Source organism: Ruminococcus albus AD2013 (assembly GCF_000526775.1).
Lineage (GTDB): Bacteria > Bacillota > Clostridia > Oscillospirales > Ruminococcaceae > Hominimerdicola > Hominimerdicola alba_A.
On the sequence record NZ_JAGS01000001.1, the window covers coordinates 762,150 to 780,733 of the forward strand.

Below are 18,584 nucleotides of genomic sequence, written 5' to 3' on the forward strand. Positions count from 1 at the left end.
TAGATATTATTCCTCTTCCTGTGCCGCCAGCTTTGCTGCCTGATCTGCAGTCGCAAGTGCATCTATGACTTCATCGAGATTTCCGTTTAGTATTTGCTCCAGCTTGTATAGCGTCAGCTTTATGCGGTGATCTGATATACGGCTTTCGGGGAAGTTGTAGGTTCTGATCTTCTCCGATCTATCGCCCGTACCGACTTGAGAACGCCTGTTTGAAGCGATCTCGTCTTCCTGCGCCCTGACTTTTTCGTCATACAGTTTTGAACGCAGCATTTTCAGAGCCTTCTCCCTGTTCTGGAACTGTGATCTCTCGTTCTGACATTCCACAACTGTTCCCGTGGGGATGTGGATAAGTCTTACAGCTGATGAAGTTTTATTGATGTGCTGTCCGCCTGCGCCGGAGGAACGGAATACTTCCATTCTGATGTCCCTCTCCTCGTTCAGCTCCAGCTCAACTTCCTCAGCTTCGGGGAGTACAGCAACAGTAACAGTAGATGTGTGTACTCGACCCTGAGATTCGGTCTCTGGCACACGCTGTACGCGGTGTACGCCGCTTTCGTATTTAAGTCTTGAATAAGCGCCCTGTCCCGATACTGTAAAGGTTATTTCCTTGTAACCTCCAAGTTCTGTTTCGTTGGCGCTCATTACCTCTATCTGCCAGCCTTTCTGTGCTGCATACATAGAGTACATACGGTACAGGGAATTTGCAAACAGAGCAGCTTCTTCGCCGCCTGCACCGCCTCTTATCTCTATGATAACGTTTCTGTCATCGTTGGGATCCTTGGGCAGAAGAAGTATTTTAAGCTCATCTTCTAGTCTTGCCATAGCAGCCTTTGATTCGGCATACTGCTCCTGAACCATGTCTTTCATATCAGCGTCAAGGCTGCTGTCAGCGGACATTTCCACTGCTTCATCGAATTCAGCCTTTGCTTTATCATACTCGCGAAGTGTTTCAACAACAGGTTCGAGATTTCTGTACTCGATCATAAGTTCGGTGTACAGCTTTGAATCGTTGACTACTTCGGGCTGCATTAGTCTTTCGTTTATCTCGTTGAATTTATCTTCAAGTGCTCTTAATTTATCAAACATAGCTATTGCTCCTTATTTCCTTACTCAAAATGTTGTATGTGATCATCGCACAGCATAGCTAAGTTTCTGCCTCGCGGATAACGGACTTTACATTCTTTTCAGCTTTACTGCGTGGTATCATAAATTCCCGTCCGCAGCCGACACAGCGAAGCTTGAAATCCATACCCGAGCGCAGCACCATCATCTCATTGCTGCCGCAGGGGTGTTTTTTCTTCATAACAAGCCTGTCGCCCTTGATGATATCCATCGCTCCACCGTCCTTTCATGTTAATTTATCATTCAGCATACTATATTATTATATCACCGTTTGAGTATCTTTGCAAGTATATCCCGCAAAATTAAGATTTTTGTAACCTAAATACAAGTTTATAACAAAAAGACTGCCGCAGGTGCAGCAGTCTTTATTACTTAATAAAAGTTTTGTGGACTTTTTGGTTTTTCAACAAGATAAGATACCAGAGTGGAGATCAGAGCCAATATCACCATCAGTATACATAGGACATATCCGAATTTTGTATTAACTTTCAGATAATTTCCAAGACCTTCCAGATCGGTCTTGCCATCGGAAATGTATCTGCTGGTAAAGTTTGCTCTGAATATGATAAGACATATTAAGCTGACCAGCGAACAGCCTGCGGATATCAGTGTGAACAGCTTGTCTCTTTTCAGGAACAGTATCACGCTGCCTGCGATACAGCAAATTGCAGTTATTATCAGCCAGGGATTTGTGCCTTCTTTCGAACCGTAATTTTCACCGGAATCAGCTGTGCTCGATTTTTCTCTCTGATCAAATCCCGAACCTGTTTTTATGTTCTTTTCGCTTATTGTAGACGGGAATATGAGATTGTAACCATTGTATACGATCTCAAAGCTGTAATCACCTTTTTCACCTGCCATACTTGCAGCGGTAGAAGCATCACATGATACTGACATGAATGGGAACAGGAAACATACCAGCGCAGCCAGAAAAGCTATCTTTGCGATTAGTCTGGTCGGGACTCTTTCAACTTTCTGAGTGATAGCAGCTGCTCCGCCTGAAATAGGAGCTGCCACTGCAGGCTGACCGTATATGGGCTGCTGGCCATACATTTGCTGCTGTGCAGCTTGTGCGCTAGTTGGTTTACCGCACTCGGGACAGAATACCGATCCGTCGGGAATATTTTTACCGCAATTTGTACAAAACATATTCTTACCTCCAAATAAGTTTATTGTGTTGATTATATCATAAAATACAATAAATGTCAATAACACATTTTCGAGGACGAAAAATGTATAATTTGCTAAAAAATACATGAAATTAAAAAACATGGATAAATACTGATGTATATGAGCTTTTCATATAAAAATTATACATATATTTTCAGATATCTTTTTTTGTAAGCTCATTAAATTATCCTTTTTCTATTGACTTGCTCTGAAAAAAATGTTATTATATAAAAGTACATTTATTTTTACAGAAAAGGACGATGAAATATGAAGAAACCGTTTATCACAAAAGAAAAGGCAGAGGAGATAATCAAAGCATATCCTACTCCTTTCCATATTTATGACGAAAAGGGCATACGCGAAAATGCCCGTAATCTCTATAAAGCATTCAGCTGGAACAAGGGTTATAAGGAGTTCTTTGCTGTTAAGGCTACTCCCAATCCCTATATCCTCCAGATACTGAAAGAAGAGGGCTGCGGTGTTGACTGTTCTTCCATGACAGAGCTTATGCTCAGCGAGTGCTGTGGATTCAAGGGTGAGGATATAATGTTCTCGTCAAACGTTACCCCCGCTGAAGAGTATGTAAAGGCAAAGGAGATGGGCGCTTTCATCAATCTTGATGATTTCACTCACATCGATTTCCTTGACAAGCTCTGCGGTATCCCCGAGACCATCTGCTGCCGTTACAACCCCGGCGGAACTTTCTCCATATCCACAAAGATAATGGATAACCCCGGCGATGCTAAGTACGGCTTCACCCACGAGCAGATAATCGAAGGCTTCAAGATCCTTAAAGAAAAAGGTGCAAAGTACTTCGGCATCCACGCTTTCTTGGCATCAAACACTGTTACCAACGAGTATTATCCCAAGCTTGCGCGTATCTTGTTCGAGCTGGCAGTTGAGATCAAGGAAAAAGTCGGCATCGAGTTCAAGTTCATAAACCTTTCGGGCGGTGTTGGTATTGCTTATGAGCCCGACAAGCCTCAGAACGATATATTTGCTATCGGCGAGGGCGTTCACAAGGCATTTGATGAGATACTCGTTCCCGCAGGTATGGGCGATGTTGCTATATTCACCGAGCTTGGCAGATATATGCTTGCTCCCTATGGTCATCTGGTTACAACTGTTAAACACTTTAAGCACACCTACAAGGAGTATGCAGGTGTTGACGCTTGTGCCTGCAACCTTATGCGTCCTGCTATGTATGGTGCATACCACCATATCACAGTTCTCGGCAAAGAGGACAAGCCCTGCGACCACAAGTACGATGTAACAGGCAGCCTTTGCGAAAACAACGACAAGTTCGCCATCGACAGAATGCTCCCTGAGCTTGAGATAGGCGATATCCTCGTTATTCATGATGCGGGCGCACATGGCTTCTCCATGGGCTATAACTACAACGGCAGACTTCGTTCAGCTGAGCTCCTTCTGAAGGAGGACGGCGATGTTCAGCTGATAAGACGTGCAGAGACTCCTGCAGATTATTTCAGCACTTTTGATTTCACAGGTATAGTTGACAAGTATCTGAATAAGTAATACTTGACGGGAGGTTTATCGTGGTCGAGATTGAGAACGGAATACTGATAAACTTCGAGGATAAAGAGTGTGAGTTTTACGAAGTTCCCGAAGGTGTTACAGAGATAGATGAAGCTGCATTCTGCGGTGCTCATAACTTAAAGCGGGTAAAGTTGCCGAATACCCTTAAAAAGATAGGCGACAGTGCGTTTATGTGGTCCGGGCTTACCGAGATGTATATCCCTGCAAATGTCGAGGAGATATGCGATAGTGCTTTTCAGGGCTGTAAGTGTCTTGAAAAGGTGACGATCGAAAATGGTCTCGTTACTATTGATCAAAATGCGTTTTTTGAATGTATCAAGCTGAAAGAGATCCTGCTTCCTGTCAGCCTTAAAACCATAGGCAACGCCGCTTTCAGAAATTGCGAGAGACTTGAACGTGCAGTCATAAGCGAGGGCACGGAAACTCTCGGTAATGGTGCATTTCTAAACTGCCCTAATCTGAAAACATTGTCGCTTCCCTCAACACTCAGTGAGATAGAACCTGCTGCGCTTGCCGGGTGCAGTTTGCTGGATGATTTGATTTTGAGTAATGAAAATCCATATTTCACTATTTCAGATGGTATGCTTTTTGATAAGGACCTGACCAAACTGGTATACTGTTCTGCCTGCAAGGACAGCGGTGTTATCCCGGAAGGCGTTGAAGAGATATGCGACTATGCTTTTGCTGGCTGCACAAAGCTGAAAAACATCACTCTCCCGAAAAGTCTGAAAAAGATAAGCAGTTACTCCTTTAGAAACACCAATCTTCTTACGGACGTTTATCTACCCGACGGCGTTGAGGTCGATGGTGATCCAGAGTTTGCTGATGATACCTGCATACACCTTAACGGCAGCCGCGGCGAGATGACATTCTACCCGCGCGAAACACCATATAACGAGTGTTTTATGCTTGTGTTTGATCGTGATTTCAGCATCATGTTTGACCATAAGCCAAAGTACGCGCTGATATTCCGTATGTACTTTGCGGGCATCGAGGGTGCAGCAGAGTATGTCAAGAAGAATTTTGCAAAGATGATAGGCATGGCTATCGAAAATTCTGATGTTGATACTGTCAGAAAAGTTCTCGAACTCAGAGAGATGGTCACAAAGCGAAATGTAAAGCGTCTTATTGAAAAAGCGGAATACTGTGAGCCGATACATGATCTGCTCACCGAATATGCCAAGACCCTATAAAAACGATAAAAACTCCCGAAACTGCTGTGTTTCGGGATTTTATTCTATTTATCCGAAATGCTCCAATCAATAGGTTCCTGGCCGGTTTGTGCCAGAAATTCATTTGCGATGGAAAAATGTCTGCATCCGAAAAATCCGTTGTACGCCGAAAGGGGAGAAGGGTGGGCTGCTGTCAGAACAAGGTGTCTGCTGTTTGTTATCAGCTTTTGCTTCTCCTTGGCGTTCCTGCCCCACAGCATGAATACTATGGGTTTTTCACGCTCGTTCAGCTTGCGTATCACAGCATCAGTCAGCTGTTCCCAGCCTATACCGCGGTGAGAATTTGCCTGTCCTGCACGTACTGTTAGTACAGCATTCAGCAGAAGGACGCCCTGACTTGTCCAGTCGGTAAGTTCGCCGTTATTCGGTATACGGAAACCCACATCGTTTTGCAGTTCCTTGAATATGTTCTGCAATGACGGGGGAGGCATTACACCTCTTTTGACCGAAAAACAAAGCCCGTGAGCCTGTCCTTCACCGTGATAGGGATCCTGTCCGATTATGACAACCTTTACGTCCTCGTACGCTGTGTATTTCAGGGCGTTGAAAATGTCATACATATTCGGGTAGATGGTCTGCTGTGCATATTCTCTTTTGAGAAATTCCCGAAGTTTCAGGTAGTATTCGCTCTTGAATTCCTCTGCCAGGATTTCATCCCAGCTGTTTCCGATATTTACCATCAGAATATACCGCCTGCTACTGCACCGATAACTATGCCGAGCACCATCACAGCAACTACTGCCAGTACGATGATCCTCATAAGCATGGGTTTTCTATCGGTCGGCACTGTGTTGTGGACAAGCTGCTTGTCAACTTCTTTTGCAAGTTTTGCAGACTCTGCTGCTTTGAAAGCATCGATATTCTTCTGAGGATTTCCGTACTTGTTTTTCATCTTGTTAGCCATTAGATTCATATCCTTTCCGATCAATACAGACAGTAAATATATTTCGCCGAGAGCTTTGATATAATATCAAGTTTCTTTGCCACTATATCCTCGGAGATGCTTCTCATTATCTCCTCGGCTTTTGCAGCTTCTTCTTCGGTGATACTGTCTGCGCTCATATTTGCTTCAACTGCCATTATCGTCAGCTCTGTCAGTTTGTCATCAAGCTGATGTATCCGCTGCTCATGACACTTATTTATCAGCTCATCACATATCTGCATATCTGATAGATTTTTCTTGACTTCGATGTGCAGAACAGAGAGATATTTCAGCGAGTAGGTGTATATGGCTGTAACTCTCTTAGCAAGATCTTTTTGCGTGCAGCTTTCGTGCATCTTATCAAGGCTTCTCTTTCGGTTGATGACAATTGCTGCAAGTCCTGCAACTACAGCGATCAAAGTCATGCCTATAGTTTTCGCCACAGGTGATCTTACTATACCGCCGCTTCCATCAGGCTTGCTGCTGTTTTTGCTGTCATATGCAGAGGCATCGCTGTTTTTGCCGTTAGAATTTTTGCCTATCGCTCCTCTGCCCCCTGACTTGCTGTTGGAACCATTACTGTTATTTTTAGGAGATGTTCTGCTGTTGGTATTGGCTTTGCTGTTGTTCAGAGGTTTTCGGGAACTGTTATTAATATCAGTTTTGCTGCTGTCGGGCTTGGAAGAACTGCTTGAGAGACTGCTTTCGTCCTTTTTATCTATGCCTTTCTCTTCCTTTGTCAGGTTTGGGTTGTCCCCATCGTATCCCGGTGTGAACTCCGCCGGCATCCATCCTGCACCTTCAATGAATACTTCTGTCCAGGCATGAGCACATTTGTCTTTTACTACCAGTTCGTATCTATCATCGTCCTTGGTTGCTGTCTGCAGCTGTGAGGGAAGTATCATGTAACCTTCGATATATCTTGCGGGATATCCGAATTTTCTAAGCAGATGAGTACCCGCGGTAGCGTAATAAGTACAATAGCCTTTTTTCTGATTGGTGAGGAAATAGTCGAGAAAATCCTCGCCCTCCGGAGTTTTGCCGGGATTTGTATCATAGGTGAACTTATTGTCGCTGAAATAATTCTTTATTGCAGAATATATCTCGTTATATGAGCAATATTCGGGGTCGTCCCTTAGATATTTCTTGCATATCTCTTTATAAACCGTATTAAGCGAATCGAGATCTACAGGGGTAGTATAATTGTGTTTTACATACTCCTTGTAAAGATTTGTGACATCCTGGAATTTTGGAGAAAAATGATCAAGATCTGCACTGACCAGACTATCTGTTCTCATTATCCAGCTCGGAGTACGGAAGGTCTTGTAGTAGACCGTGTAATTCTTGCTTGACTGGCTTATACGGACATATGAATCGTTGTAGGGTGTCATGCCGCTGTTTTCTCCAAGTGCGGAATATGAATAGCTGTAATCACAACTGTATGGTGCATAAACGAATTTTGAGCAGGCACCTTTGATAGTGATATTCATAGCCGAGTCGGATGAACCCGTTGCATCATCTGAATCACTCAGAAGCAGGCTGTCGTAATCCTGGATCCATCTTCCGGTTTCAGAAATATCTTCACTTATCTTTTTGATAGTATCGTCAGTTTCAAGTGGCTGCCATTGATTTTCAGCGTAGTCGCCGGCAACATAACCCCTAAGGTACATGGTGTAGTTGAAAGGTTCGGTGTTGATCACCATTGCCTTTGAACCATTAAAGCTTATACCGTTTGTAGTACCCAGGATACCGCCGTTGGTTCCGCCGACTGTTGTTACACCGAACAGGTTAGAACCGCCGTTAACATCTATAAGAAAATCATCAGCGTGGGTTATATCGAATCTTTCAGCTGCGTGGTGAAGATTGTATCTCAAATCAGCAAAGGAATCGGGTCGGTAAAAACCGCTGATCTTCGAGAATATAACTACTGCCAGAAATACGGAAGCAGTAACGATTGCAACGAATTTTATATACATCGTGTAGAATCCTGCTTTGGATTCAGATGATGTGAAGAAGAAAGTCTTTGATTTTTCATGGACAGCGAAAGTGTTGTTCCTGCCGGCTTTATTGGTAGTGTGGTTTATTATGTTCATAGCCAGCACAGTTATCCATGAAATAAGCATCATAAGCACGGAAACGGTAGGAACATCAAATCCGAGATATAATCCAACCTCCAGGATAGGGAAGGTAACGATGAACAGCATCGGAAAATCTATCCTCACCACACAGGCTATTACAGTACCGATCGCTATAAAAAGTATCACAGCAGAGAAGAAATAATACAAGCCTTGGTTTACTGCGGATGCTGTCGTAAGGTACTCTTTATATACGCCTGTGTTCTGTCCGGGCAGGTCGCCTTTGGTAAGATATCCGTGGGCAGCTGCCAGAGCGCCGTATTTTATTAGTTTTATTTTTCCTATCAGCGGGACGATGTACATAACACCGACTATGCCCGCGCATATTTTTATTATTTTGTGTTTTGAAGCCAGAAGTCCGAAGGCAAGAACGGCTACTGTGCTGTCATAAGCCAGCAGCATCGGGCTGATGTTTGCATCGGTAAAGCAGTTTCCCAACAGTGCCGCAGAAAATGTAGCTAAGAGGGCGATGATGATCCTGAAAGCGAAGAACAGTCCCGAGGAATGGAGCTGTGTCAGTCTCATTTCTATATCACCATCTATGCAGATACCCCCGCTGCCGATTAGTCCGGCTTCACTTTTTGTTTTGTTACTCATTCTGTCACCTTTATCTTTATCTTAGAGCGTTTATCTGCTCTCATTAGTTTCTCCTCTCTTACAGACATAGTTCCCGTATAGAACCATCGAGCTGACCCGGATAAATTGGGATAAGCTCTGCAAATTCATCATAAAGGGCTGTCTGTGAGACCTTATCTGTCATAAGCAGATACGTATATTTGTGTGCAAGCTCTGCATCACTCATAAGTTCTGTTGCATTGGGACTGTATCCGGTTGAAATATATATAAGATGTCCGCACTTAACGCTCTCGGAAGTTCCGATATAATCAGTAAGAACTGCGTCCTTTGTATCGTATAGTCTTGCCTGCAAAAGCATTCCCACCATCGTGCTGTGACTCTCGTCATCGCTGATGTTCTGCTCGATGGACATCTGTCTGTCAGCGTCGTAGAAAACTGTCCTGTGGGGAACTTCGTTTTCAAGCAGGTATTCTGACACTGAAGCCACAGTTTCGACCACTGAATCGAACAATGTCAGTTCATCCGCTTTTCCCTCAACTTTGGAGAGGTCTACCATCAGCAATATGGAATTTGCTATCGGCAGTGAGTAATCCTTGACCATGGTCTTATCCTGCTTGGCCGAAAGCTTCCAGTGTATGCGGTTTAGCTTATCACCCTCCACATAATCTCTTATATCGAATATCTCGGAGGGGTCATCGCCCTTTTGTGTTTTTGAATACTCGTCGCTTTCGAGTCCCATATCTGCGTAATTTGCTATCTCGTTTTCAAGCGGGATATAATCGGGGAGTATGGTAACTGTGCAGTTACTATCAGAAAGAAAATTGTTTTTGCTCTTGACTTTCATGGTAAATATCTTCAGCATATCCGATATTTTGCACTTTTTTATATTGAAATCCACCGTTCCGCAGTGTATGCCTGATACGCACATTGTCAGCACTTGGGTCTCGTGAGGATAAACGGGTGTGTTTATCTTGACGATATTGGTTTTTCCGTCTATCCTGTTTGAATAGGATATCTCGATAAGCAGATTGGGGCATGGCAGCATCGAATCGTTGCTTACTTTTATCCGAATGGGTAGTTTAGCAGTTCTGCTGACAACCGACTGCTTATCCGCAAAACCGATCTTAAGCTTTTTGGCTGTACACAGCGTCATTATGAAAAGTACGATTGGTGTCACCAGCAGAAAAGCAAACAGATAGAAAGAAAATGGGTGTTCATATAATATGTAGAAAAATACAGAAGCTATCAGCAGTACCGTGTATAAAAATGGCATGGCATTTCTCCTGTATTATCTTGCAACTCTGGGCACTTCAACGGTGCTGAGTATATCTCTGAGCACCTGTTCACCGGTCACGCCGTTTATCTTTGCCTTTGAATTGAAAACTACTCTGTGCAGCACAACATCGTTGAATGTATAAGCGACATCATCGGGGATAACATAATCTCTGCCCTTTAGGAGCGCTGTTGCTTTTGTCATTCTCAGCAGTGCGATGGTTCCTCTGGGTGAAAGACCCAGTTTGATGAACTGGTGGTTTCTTGTGGCAGCAGCAAGTCTTGCAATATAGTCTATAACCTGATCGGCTATATATATATTCTCAACTTCGTGTCTTGCCTTGATGATATCCTCGGCATTTACCACAGGATTTACGCTGTCAACAGGAACAAGACTCTGCTTAGCTTTAAGCATCATTACTTCGTTTTCTACCGAGGGATAACCCATGGTCAGCCTTACGATAAATCTATCCATCTGAGACTCGGGAAGCATCTGTGTACCGATCGAACCTATGGGGTTCTGTGTTGCGATAACTATGTAAGGGTCGGGAGCTTTTCTTGTAACTCCGTCAACAGTTACCTTGCCCTCTTCCATTATCTCCAGCAGTGCTGACTGAGTCTTTGAAGAAGTTCTGTTGATCTCATCTGCAAGGAACAGGTTTGTAAGGGCAGCGCCCTGTTTGTATTCAAAACGCTGTGTCTGCTTATTGAGGATATTGAAGCCTGTTACATCGGTAGGCAGAACATCCGGTGTGAACTGCAGACGCTTGTAATCCAACGACAATGCTTTGGAAAGCGCTACAGCGAGAGTAGTTTTACCAACGCCTGGGATATCCTCTATCAGGATATGACCTCCTGCAAGTATCGAAAGCAGGACTTTGATTATGATCTCATCCTTGCCTATGATGACTTTTTTTACCTCTCCTATAACGTTCTGCGACATGGCGAGGACAGCACGCTGTCCCTCTGTAAGATTTGTGCTCATTCATGATTCTCCTATCTTTTTATAATAATGACTACATATGTAATTATTATAACATATTTCTTGATTATTTTCAAGTACTAACGCACAGATTTTATCCGATTGTCACATTGTTGTTAACTTGTGTATGAGTTTGTTGAATGTCTGAAAAAATTATAAAATGACTTGTAATTTAAAGTCGAATGTGTTATAATAAAACTAATTTGTAATTTCTGCGGAGGTTTTTTTCATGTGTATGACCTATGACCTTGGAATCGATGTTGGTTCCACAACAGTCAAGACAGTTATCACCCTTGATGGTGAATTCATATACAACAGATATGAACGTCATTTTTCCCGTGTCAGAGAAACGGTAGCGGAACAGCTGAAGCTTATCAGAAAAAGCTATCCCGATGACAAGTTCCGTATCGCCATAACAGGTTCGGCGGGTCTCGGAATAGCAGAGGCTTGCGGGATACCATTTGTTCAAGAAGTCTTTTCTGCCTTTGTTGCGGTCAACAAGACTTATCCCGATGCTGATGTTGTTATCGAGCTGGGCGGTGAGGACGCTAAGATAATCTTCCTGACAGGCGGTGTCGAGCAGCGTATGAATGGTTCCTGCGCAGGCGGTACAGGTGCTTTCATCGACCAGATGGCAGGACTTCTCGGTGTTACTCCCGATGATATGAACGATCTCGCTTTAAAAGCCGAAAAGACCTATCCCATCGCTTCAAGATGCGGAGTTTTTGCAAAGTCGGATATACAGCCACTGCTGAATCAGGGCGCTAAAAAGGAAGATATCTCCGCTTCTATTTTTCAGGCTGTGGTAGACCAGACTGTTTCTGGTCTTGCACAGGGAAGAAAGATAGCCGGCAAGGTGCTTTTCCTCGGAGGACCTCTGACTTACCTCAGCGCACTTCGCCAGACTTTCAAGACAACATTATCACTCAGCGATGATATGGCTATCTTACCTGAAAAATCGTCCTGCTACATCGCTTATGGTGCGGCTCTCCATGCTCATGACCTTTCCGATGGACTGACCATCGATGAGGCTCTTGAAAAGATCACAAATGCCAAGACCAATGACAATATAGTTGTCGGCAGGAGACTGTTTGAATCTCAGGAGGAATATGCAGAATTTATTGAGCGTCATAAAAAGTCCGACCTTAAATATGAAGATATCGTTACCTATGAGGGTGATGCATATCTTGGCATAGATGCGGGTTCCACTACAACAAAACTGGTACTGATAACTCCCGAGGGCAGACTGCTTTATCAACATTACTGCTCAAATCAGGGTCAGCCCCTTGATATCATCGCTTCAAAATTGAAGGACATCTATCGTCTTGCCGGTGATAAGCTGAATATAAAGGCTTCAGCTGTTACAGGCTACGGCGAAGAACTTATTAAAGCTGGACTCGGTGTTGATTTTGGCATAGTCGAGACTGTTGCTCACTATAAGGCTGCTGCGTATTTCTGTCCCGATGTTGATTTCATCATCGATATAGGCGGACAGGATATAAAATGTTTCAAGATAAAGAATAATGCCATCGACAGTATAATGCTGAATGAAGCTTGTTCTTCCGGCTGCGGATCTTTCATACAGACCTTCGCTGGTGCTATGGGCTACGATATTGCGCATTTTGCACAGCTTGGTCTTTTCGCAAAAGCCCCTGTTGAACTGGGTTCAAGATGTACCGTGTTCATGAACAGTTCCGTAAAGCAGGCACAGAAGGACGGAGCAACTGTTGAGGACATCTCTGCGGGACTTTCGGCTTCTATCATCAAGAATGCCGTATATAAAGTTATAAGAGCAAAATCGATCGAAGAGCTTGGACAGAATATAGTTGTTCAGGGCGGAACGTTCCTGAATGATGCTGTTCTGCGTTCCTTTGAACAGGAGTTGGGCAGAAACGTTATCCGTCCTGCTATTGCAGGACTTATGGGCGCTCTTGGCTGTGCTTTGTTTGCAATGGAGAAATCAGAGGGGTCTCTTGATCATTCGGGTTTGATAAGCAAAGAAGACCTCGATTCATTTACATATACTTCACGTGCTTTACAATGCGGCGGATGCGGTGCTCACTGCAATCTGACAGTTATTAAATTCAATGATGGTCATAGATTTGTAGCAGGAAACCGCTGTGAAAAAGGCGCAGGTATAAAGATAACCGACCGCACCGAAAATATGATAGAATATAAGTATAACTACATCAGGGAGCTTGAAAATAAAAAGACACGCATGAAGCCTATCGCAACAGTGGGATTGCCTATGTGCCTGTCCTATTATGACCTTATGCCTTTCTTTGTACAACTCTTTACTGACTTGGGATTTAAACCAGTGTTCTCCGAGGAGTCCACCAGAGAGACTTACTACAAGGGTCAGCAGACTATCCCATCAGATACCGTGTGCTATCCTGCAAAGCTTGCCCACGGTCATATCGAGAGCTTGCTTGAAAAGGGCGTTGATTTCATATTCTATCCATGTATGAGCTATAATATCGACGAGGGTGGTTCTGATAACCACTTCAACTGTCCTGTTGTTGCATATTATCCCGAGCTTCTTAAAGCAAATAATGACAAACTCACAGAGGATAATTTTATAGCGCCCTATATTGATCTGAATAATAAGGGTCACGTTGCCAAGGCTATGGCGAAAGCACTTAAAAAGTTCGGTATATCCGCAAAACAGGTGATGAGTCTGCTTAACAGGGCTTACTCTGCGCAGATAGATTTCCGCCGTGATATAAAGGGAAAAGCGCAGGAGATAATCCGTGAAGCACGAAGCAAAGGTCAGAAGATAATCGTTATCGCAGGAAGACCTTACCACATCGACCCTGAGATAAATCACGGCATACACAAGCTGATAGCTTCCCTTGGCTTTGCAGTCATCACCGAGGACAGCGTTGCAAGTCTTGTTGATACTCCCGCGCTTGATGTCCTTAATCAGTGGACTTATCATTCAAGAATGTACCGCGCAGCAAAATATGTCTGCGAGAATGATGATATGCAGATGGTACAGCTCGTAAGCTTCGGCTGCGGTATCGATGCTGTTACCACCGACGAGGTCAGGGCTGTGCTTGAAGAACAGGGCAAGCTCTACACTCAGCTTAAAATAGATGAGATAACCAATCTTGGTGCTGCCAAGATAAGACTGCGTTCTCTTGCGGCAGCACTTGAAGAAAAAGATGCACAGGCTGCCCGAAAGAAGAAAAAGCAGTCAGTTGTCTGATAATGGGTCATCTCTTGTTTATTTGGAGGAATAGAAATGTCTGAGACAAATTCATGCAGCATCCCTCATTCGGGATCTGACCGAGTACATAAGTCATACTTTGATAAATCCAGAAAATCTGATTATCTTGTACTTGTTCCCGATATGCTGCCGATACACTTCAAGCTGATAATGGCTATATACGAACAGTACGGTTATAGAATGGAACTTTTGCAGACTTCTACAAGAAGCGTCATTGATGAGGGCCTGAAAAATGTCCATAACGATACCTGTTATCCTGCACTGTTGGTAATAGGTCAGTTCATGGATGCGCTTAAAAGCGGAAAGTATGATCCCGATCATACTGCGCTGCTTATCTCACAGACGGGAGGCGGATGCAGGGCATCTAACTATATCCATCTGCTGAGAAAGGCGCTGTCAACCACTTTCCCTCAGGTGCCTGTGCTTTCTTTGAATTTCAGCGGACTTGAAAAGGACGCTTCCATCGAGGTTTCACCTGCTATCGCACTGAAGCTGATATACGCGGTTCTTTACGGTGATATGCTGATGCTGCTTTACAACCAGTGCAAGCCTTATGAGATAGAGCCTAATTCTACCGATGAACTGCTTGCAAGATGGCAGCATCGTCTTGGTAAACTTTTCCATACAAAACGTGATTTTATGAGCACCGCAAAGCTTTACCGTGCTATGCTCAGAGATTTCGCTGCACTTCCAAGAACCAAGGTCAAGAAGCCCAAGGTGGGTATTGTCGGCGAAATTTATGTCAAGTATTCACCCCTTGCTAATAACCATCTCAACGAATTTCTGCTTAGTGAGGGCTGTGAGCCTAATGTTCCGGGGCTTCTGGACTTTGTTATGTATTGTGCATCTGATGCCGTGAACGATAAGAGACTTTATGATAAAAATCCCAAGAAATCGCTTATATTCGGTATCGGTTACGATGTGCTGTATAAGTTCCAGAAACAGCAGATAAAGATAATCAACGAGCAGGGAATATTCCAGCCGCCCCATGATTTTGAGCATTTGCGCCGCTGTGCTGACAAATATATCAATCAGGGAGTAAAGATGGGCGAGGGCTGGCTGATAACAGCTGAAATGGCGGCTCTTGCTGAAACAGGTACTAAGAACATCATATGCACTCAGCCTTTTGGCTGTCTGCCTAACCATATAGTTGCAAAGGGAAGTGCCCGCGTGATAAAGCAGGCGTATCCGGATGCAAACATAGTTGCTATCGACTATGACCCGGGTGCAACTAAAGTCAATCAGGAGAACCGTATCAAGCTGATGCTTGCCAATGCGGTTTTATAAGTGTATTTTCGGGCAGTCTGGGGGCTGTCCGTCTTTTTTAGGAATATTTTTCCTTTCGGGGGTTGAAAATATCTGAAGAATGGTGTATAATCTGAAATATAATATTTTAAAATAAAAAAAGGAGTTGTACATCATGGAATTCCAGAATCTTATCGAATCAAGAAGAAGCGTGCGAAAGTATGCAGACAAAGAAGTCACCCGTGAGCAGATTGAGGACATCATCAGGGCAGCTCAGGAAGCTCCCTCATGGAAAAATCAGCAGACATCAAAGTACTATTGTGTTCTTTCCAAAGAAAAGCGTGAGGAGATAAGGACTACCTGCTTTCCTTCATTCAATGAGCAGAGAAGTTTGAATGCAGCGCTGATAGTTACAGCTTATGAAAAAAACAATGTTGGCTTTGATGATAACGGTCAGCCTATCAACGAACTGGGCAATGGCTGGGGCTGTTATGACCTCGGTCTTCAGAATATGATATTCATGCTAAAAGCAAGGGAACTTGGTCTTGATACTCTTGTTATGGGTATCCGTGACGGGCAGAAGCTTCGTGCCGCACTTAATATCCCCGAAAATGAGGAGATAGGTGCTGTTCTTGCACTTGGTTATGCCGATGAAGAACCTAAAAAGCCCAGACGCCGTGAGCTTTCGGATATTGCGAAAATATTCTGATATAATACTGTTTTATAAAGTCGGAGGAATTGCTTTCTCCGACTTTTCTTATCTGAAAATCAGGTGAAGATTTGGTAAAAACAGTTGCAAACAATGCCGGAATGTGGTATACTAACTAAGTGAATTCTTAAAGAAAGGAATAAGTACGAATGAGTACCAAAGGCTTGGAAAAGGGATATGTGCGTGATAAGACACGTGTTATAGCACAGCGCAGAAATACCGCTAATATGATCTCTGCTCTGATTTGTACTGCGGCAGTGGGCGTTGTTTTTTCAGGACATCTAATATATCAGTCTTATTACTCTGCCGGCTGGCATACTCATTCCGAAGGAACTTATTATATCTCTCCAGAAACCAATGATCGCGTAACAGGCTACCAGATAATCGATAATACCTGTTATCTTTTTGATGATGATGGTATCATTCTTCCTCCGGGCTGGCATGATTTCCGAGGTGATACTTACTATCTCGGCGAAGATGGTGTGATCCAGCGCGGCACAGTTGAGATCGACGGTGAAAAGTATTACCTTTCCACTGAATCAGGTATTTTCAGAACAGGTCTTGTGGATATAAACGGAAATGAATATTATTTCGACGATCATGGTTTCCCGGGAACAGGTTTTTCGGAGAATTCTTATTTTGATGAAAACGGAAAACAGCGCCGTGGCTGGGTAAATGTCGGCGGTGTTCAATATTATTTCAAGAACGACGGCAAGATGGCTGTGGGCTTTTATGAGATCGAAGGTAATGTATATTATTTCGATGAAGAAGGAAAAATGGCTGCCGACTGGAAAGTAATCGATGGCAAGCGCTATCTTTTCAATGAGGACGGCGTACTTCATCACGGCTGGATAAAAAAGGATGGAAAATATTTCTATGCTGATGATGAAACGGGTGCCTGTGTTACAGGTTTCTATAAGATCGATGGCAAGACCTATTATTTCGATACTCGTGGCGAAATGGTCAAAAACTGGAAAAAAATCGATGGCAAGTCCTATCATTTTTCCTCAGACGGTGTAATGACCGTCGGCTGGTATGAGGAGAAAAATAACAAGTATTATTTTTCAGAAAAAGGTGAGGCGGCAAAGGGCTTCAACAAGATAGGCGAAGACTATTTCTATTTTGACGATGAATTCAAGATGCGTTCGGGCTGGCAGAAGATAAACGGTTCAAGGTATTATTTCGGACGCGGCGGCGTTGTTGCAAGTGGCTGGACAGAACTGGCAAGCGGTGATATAAACCCTATCACTTATGAACCCATCATGCTGAAGTACTACTTCTATCCCAAAACTCATGATGCGGCTTACGGCTGGGCTTCTATCGGTAAAGCTTCGGCAGATGTCAAGCTTTTCAAGAAAGATATGTCAGATATACACAAGTTTGCTAATCTTTCTGATGAAAAAAGAGCTTCTCTCACTTATGATGAGATATCAAGAATAAATGAACTTGATCAAAAGTATAAAGATAATACCATAGAAAAATTCCAGAAAGATGTCTACGATAAATTTGGCAGTGATGTTCTTGGAAATTACTATTTTTACAGCGATAATTCCCTTGCCTATGGGTGGATAACTGTTGGTGATTACCGTTTCCATTTTGATGAGGAAACAGGCAAGAAGACCCTGGGTTGGGCAACGATAGACGGCAAGCGATATTACTTCGGTGAAACGGGTGCTGCCTGCACCGGTGAATTCAGCGGTAACGAAGAGAACTATGTTTTCTCATCTGATGGTGTACTTTCTGATGGCATCGTCAAGCTGGACGGTCAGATAAAGTACAAAAAGGGAAGCGAAGAGTGGCTGACCGAAAGTTTCCATACTGAGGAGAACAAAACATATTATTTCGATGAGAACGGAAATGCAGCCATCGGATGGAATGATATTGACGGCAAACGCTATTTCTTTAATGATGAAGGCGTTATGCATATTGGTGTATATAACGATGATGGTACTATTTATTATCTCGGCAGGAACGGCATTGAAGAAAATAAGTGGGTAACTGTTGAGAATGGCAAGACCTACTATTTCGGAAATGACGGTAAAGCATATAAAGGATGGAAAACTTTGAACGGCACTGAGTTCTACTTCGGTGATGACGGCACTTTACAGGAGGGTTGGACGACCATCGAGGATAAGCGTTACTATCTCGAACATGGTGTTATGCTGAGAGGTCCTATCACAGTCGGAAACGATATGTACAATCTTGGTGAGAACGGATATGTCACCGAGGGCTGGCTTACCTGGAGCGGCGAAAAGTACTATAACCTCAAAGGCGGCGTAGTTGCTGTCGGTTGGCAGGAGATAGACGGCAAACAGTATTACTTTGACTGGCAGGGAATACTGGTTACAGATACCGTTATTGATGGCATTCCAGTTGGTTCTGACGGCGTAGCAGTTATTGAATAACCAAACAGCTCACGAGTTTATCGTGAGC

The 18,584-nt window shown here is 43.6% G+C and carries 14 protein-coding genes; 6 read left to right on the top strand and 8 right to left on the bottom strand.

Annotated features, from left to right (window positions below; translation table 11 throughout):
• Window positions 1–6: 6 nt before the first annotated feature.
• From prfA to N773_RS0103345, 3 genes are all read right to left on the bottom strand, one after another.
• Entirely contained in the window at window positions 7–1,086 is a 1,080-nt protein-coding gene (gene prfA / locus N773_RS0103335) for a peptide chain release factor 1 (RefSeq protein ID WP_024856447.1), read from the bottom strand.
• Window positions 1,087–1,144: 58 nt separating this feature from the next.
• Window positions 1,145–1,333, bottom strand: coding sequence for a DUF951 domain-containing protein (locus N773_RS0103340; RefSeq protein ID WP_024856448.1), 189 nt, complete (start codon window positions 1,331–1,333; stop codon window positions 1,145–1,147).
• A gap of 161 nt (window positions 1,334–1,494) precedes the next feature.
• Entirely contained in the window at window positions 1,495–2,271 is a 777-nt protein-coding gene (locus N773_RS0103345) for a zinc ribbon domain-containing protein (RefSeq protein ID WP_051454249.1), read from the bottom strand.
• Window positions 2,272–2,559: 288 nt separating this feature from the next.
• Here N773_RS0103345 and N773_RS0103350 point away from each other — a divergent pair, with 288 nt between their 5' ends.
• Entirely contained in the window at window positions 2,560–3,828 is a 1,269-nt protein-coding gene (locus tag N773_RS0103350) for a diaminopimelate decarboxylase (protein ID WP_024856450.1), read from the top strand.
• Window positions 3,829–3,848: 20 nt separating this feature from the next.
• Window positions 3,849–5,042, top strand: coding sequence for a leucine-rich repeat domain-containing protein (locus tag N773_RS0103355; protein WP_024856451.1), 1,194 nt, complete (start codon window positions 3,849–3,851; stop codon window positions 5,040–5,042).
• A 44-nt stretch (window positions 5,043–5,086) separates the two neighbouring features.
• Here the strand turns inward: N773_RS0103355 and N773_RS0103360 are convergent, their stop codons facing one another.
• The 5 genes from N773_RS0103360 to N773_RS0103380 are packed head-to-tail and all read right to left on the bottom strand — an operon-like array spanning window position 5,087 to window position 10,971.
• Window positions 5,087–5,761 (bottom strand): uracil-DNA glycosylase, encoded by a 675-nt coding sequence (locus N773_RS0103360; RefSeq protein ID WP_024856452.1) that lies wholly within the window; start codon window positions 5,759–5,761, stop codon window positions 5,087–5,089.
• On the bottom strand, window positions 5,761–5,985 hold the full coding sequence (locus tag N773_RS0103365; protein WP_024856453.1) for a hypothetical protein: 225 nt from the start codon (window positions 5,983–5,985) through the stop codon (window positions 5,761–5,763). The genes N773_RS0103360 and N773_RS0103365 overlap by 1 nt, the downstream gene beginning before the upstream one ends.
• A gap of 20 nt (window positions 5,986–6,005) precedes the next feature.
• Window positions 6,006–8,735: a transglutaminase-like domain-containing protein gene (locus N773_RS0103370; RefSeq protein ID WP_024856454.1), complete on the bottom strand. Its 2,730-nt coding sequence runs from the start codon at window positions 8,733–8,735 to the stop codon at window positions 6,006–6,008.
• A gap of 58 nt (window positions 8,736–8,793) precedes the next feature.
• Entirely contained in the window at window positions 8,794–9,987 is a 1,194-nt protein-coding gene (locus tag N773_RS0103375; RefSeq protein ID WP_024856455.1) for a DUF58 domain-containing protein, read from the bottom strand.
• A 15-nt stretch (window positions 9,988–10,002) separates the two neighbouring features.
• Entirely contained in the window at window positions 10,003–10,971 is a 969-nt protein-coding gene (locus tag N773_RS0103380; protein WP_024856456.1) for an AAA family ATPase, read from the bottom strand.
• A 226-nt stretch (window positions 10,972–11,197) separates the two neighbouring features.
• Between N773_RS0103380 and N773_RS0103385 the strand changes: the two genes are divergently transcribed.
• From N773_RS0103385 to N773_RS0103400, 4 genes are all read left to right on the top strand, one after another.
• Complete coding sequence (locus tag N773_RS0103385) at window positions 11,198–14,176, top strand: acyl-CoA dehydratase activase-related protein (RefSeq protein WP_024856457.1); 2,979 nt, start codon at window positions 11,198–11,200, stop codon at window positions 14,174–14,176.
• A 36-nt stretch (window positions 14,177–14,212) separates the two neighbouring features.
• Entirely contained in the window at window positions 14,213–15,484 is a 1,272-nt protein-coding gene (locus tag N773_RS0103390; RefSeq protein ID WP_024856458.1) for a 2-hydroxyacyl-CoA dehydratase, read from the top strand.
• Between the two features lie 133 nt (window positions 15,485–15,617).
• Entirely contained in the window at window positions 15,618–16,151 is a 534-nt protein-coding gene (locus tag N773_RS0103395; protein WP_024856459.1) for a nitroreductase family protein, read from the top strand.
• A gap of 149 nt (window positions 16,152–16,300) precedes the next feature.
• Entirely contained in the window at window positions 16,301–18,556 is a 2,256-nt protein-coding gene (locus N773_RS0103400; protein WP_024856460.1) for an N-acetylmuramoyl-L-alanine amidase family protein, read from the top strand.
• Window positions 18,557–18,584: the final 28 nt, after the last annotated feature.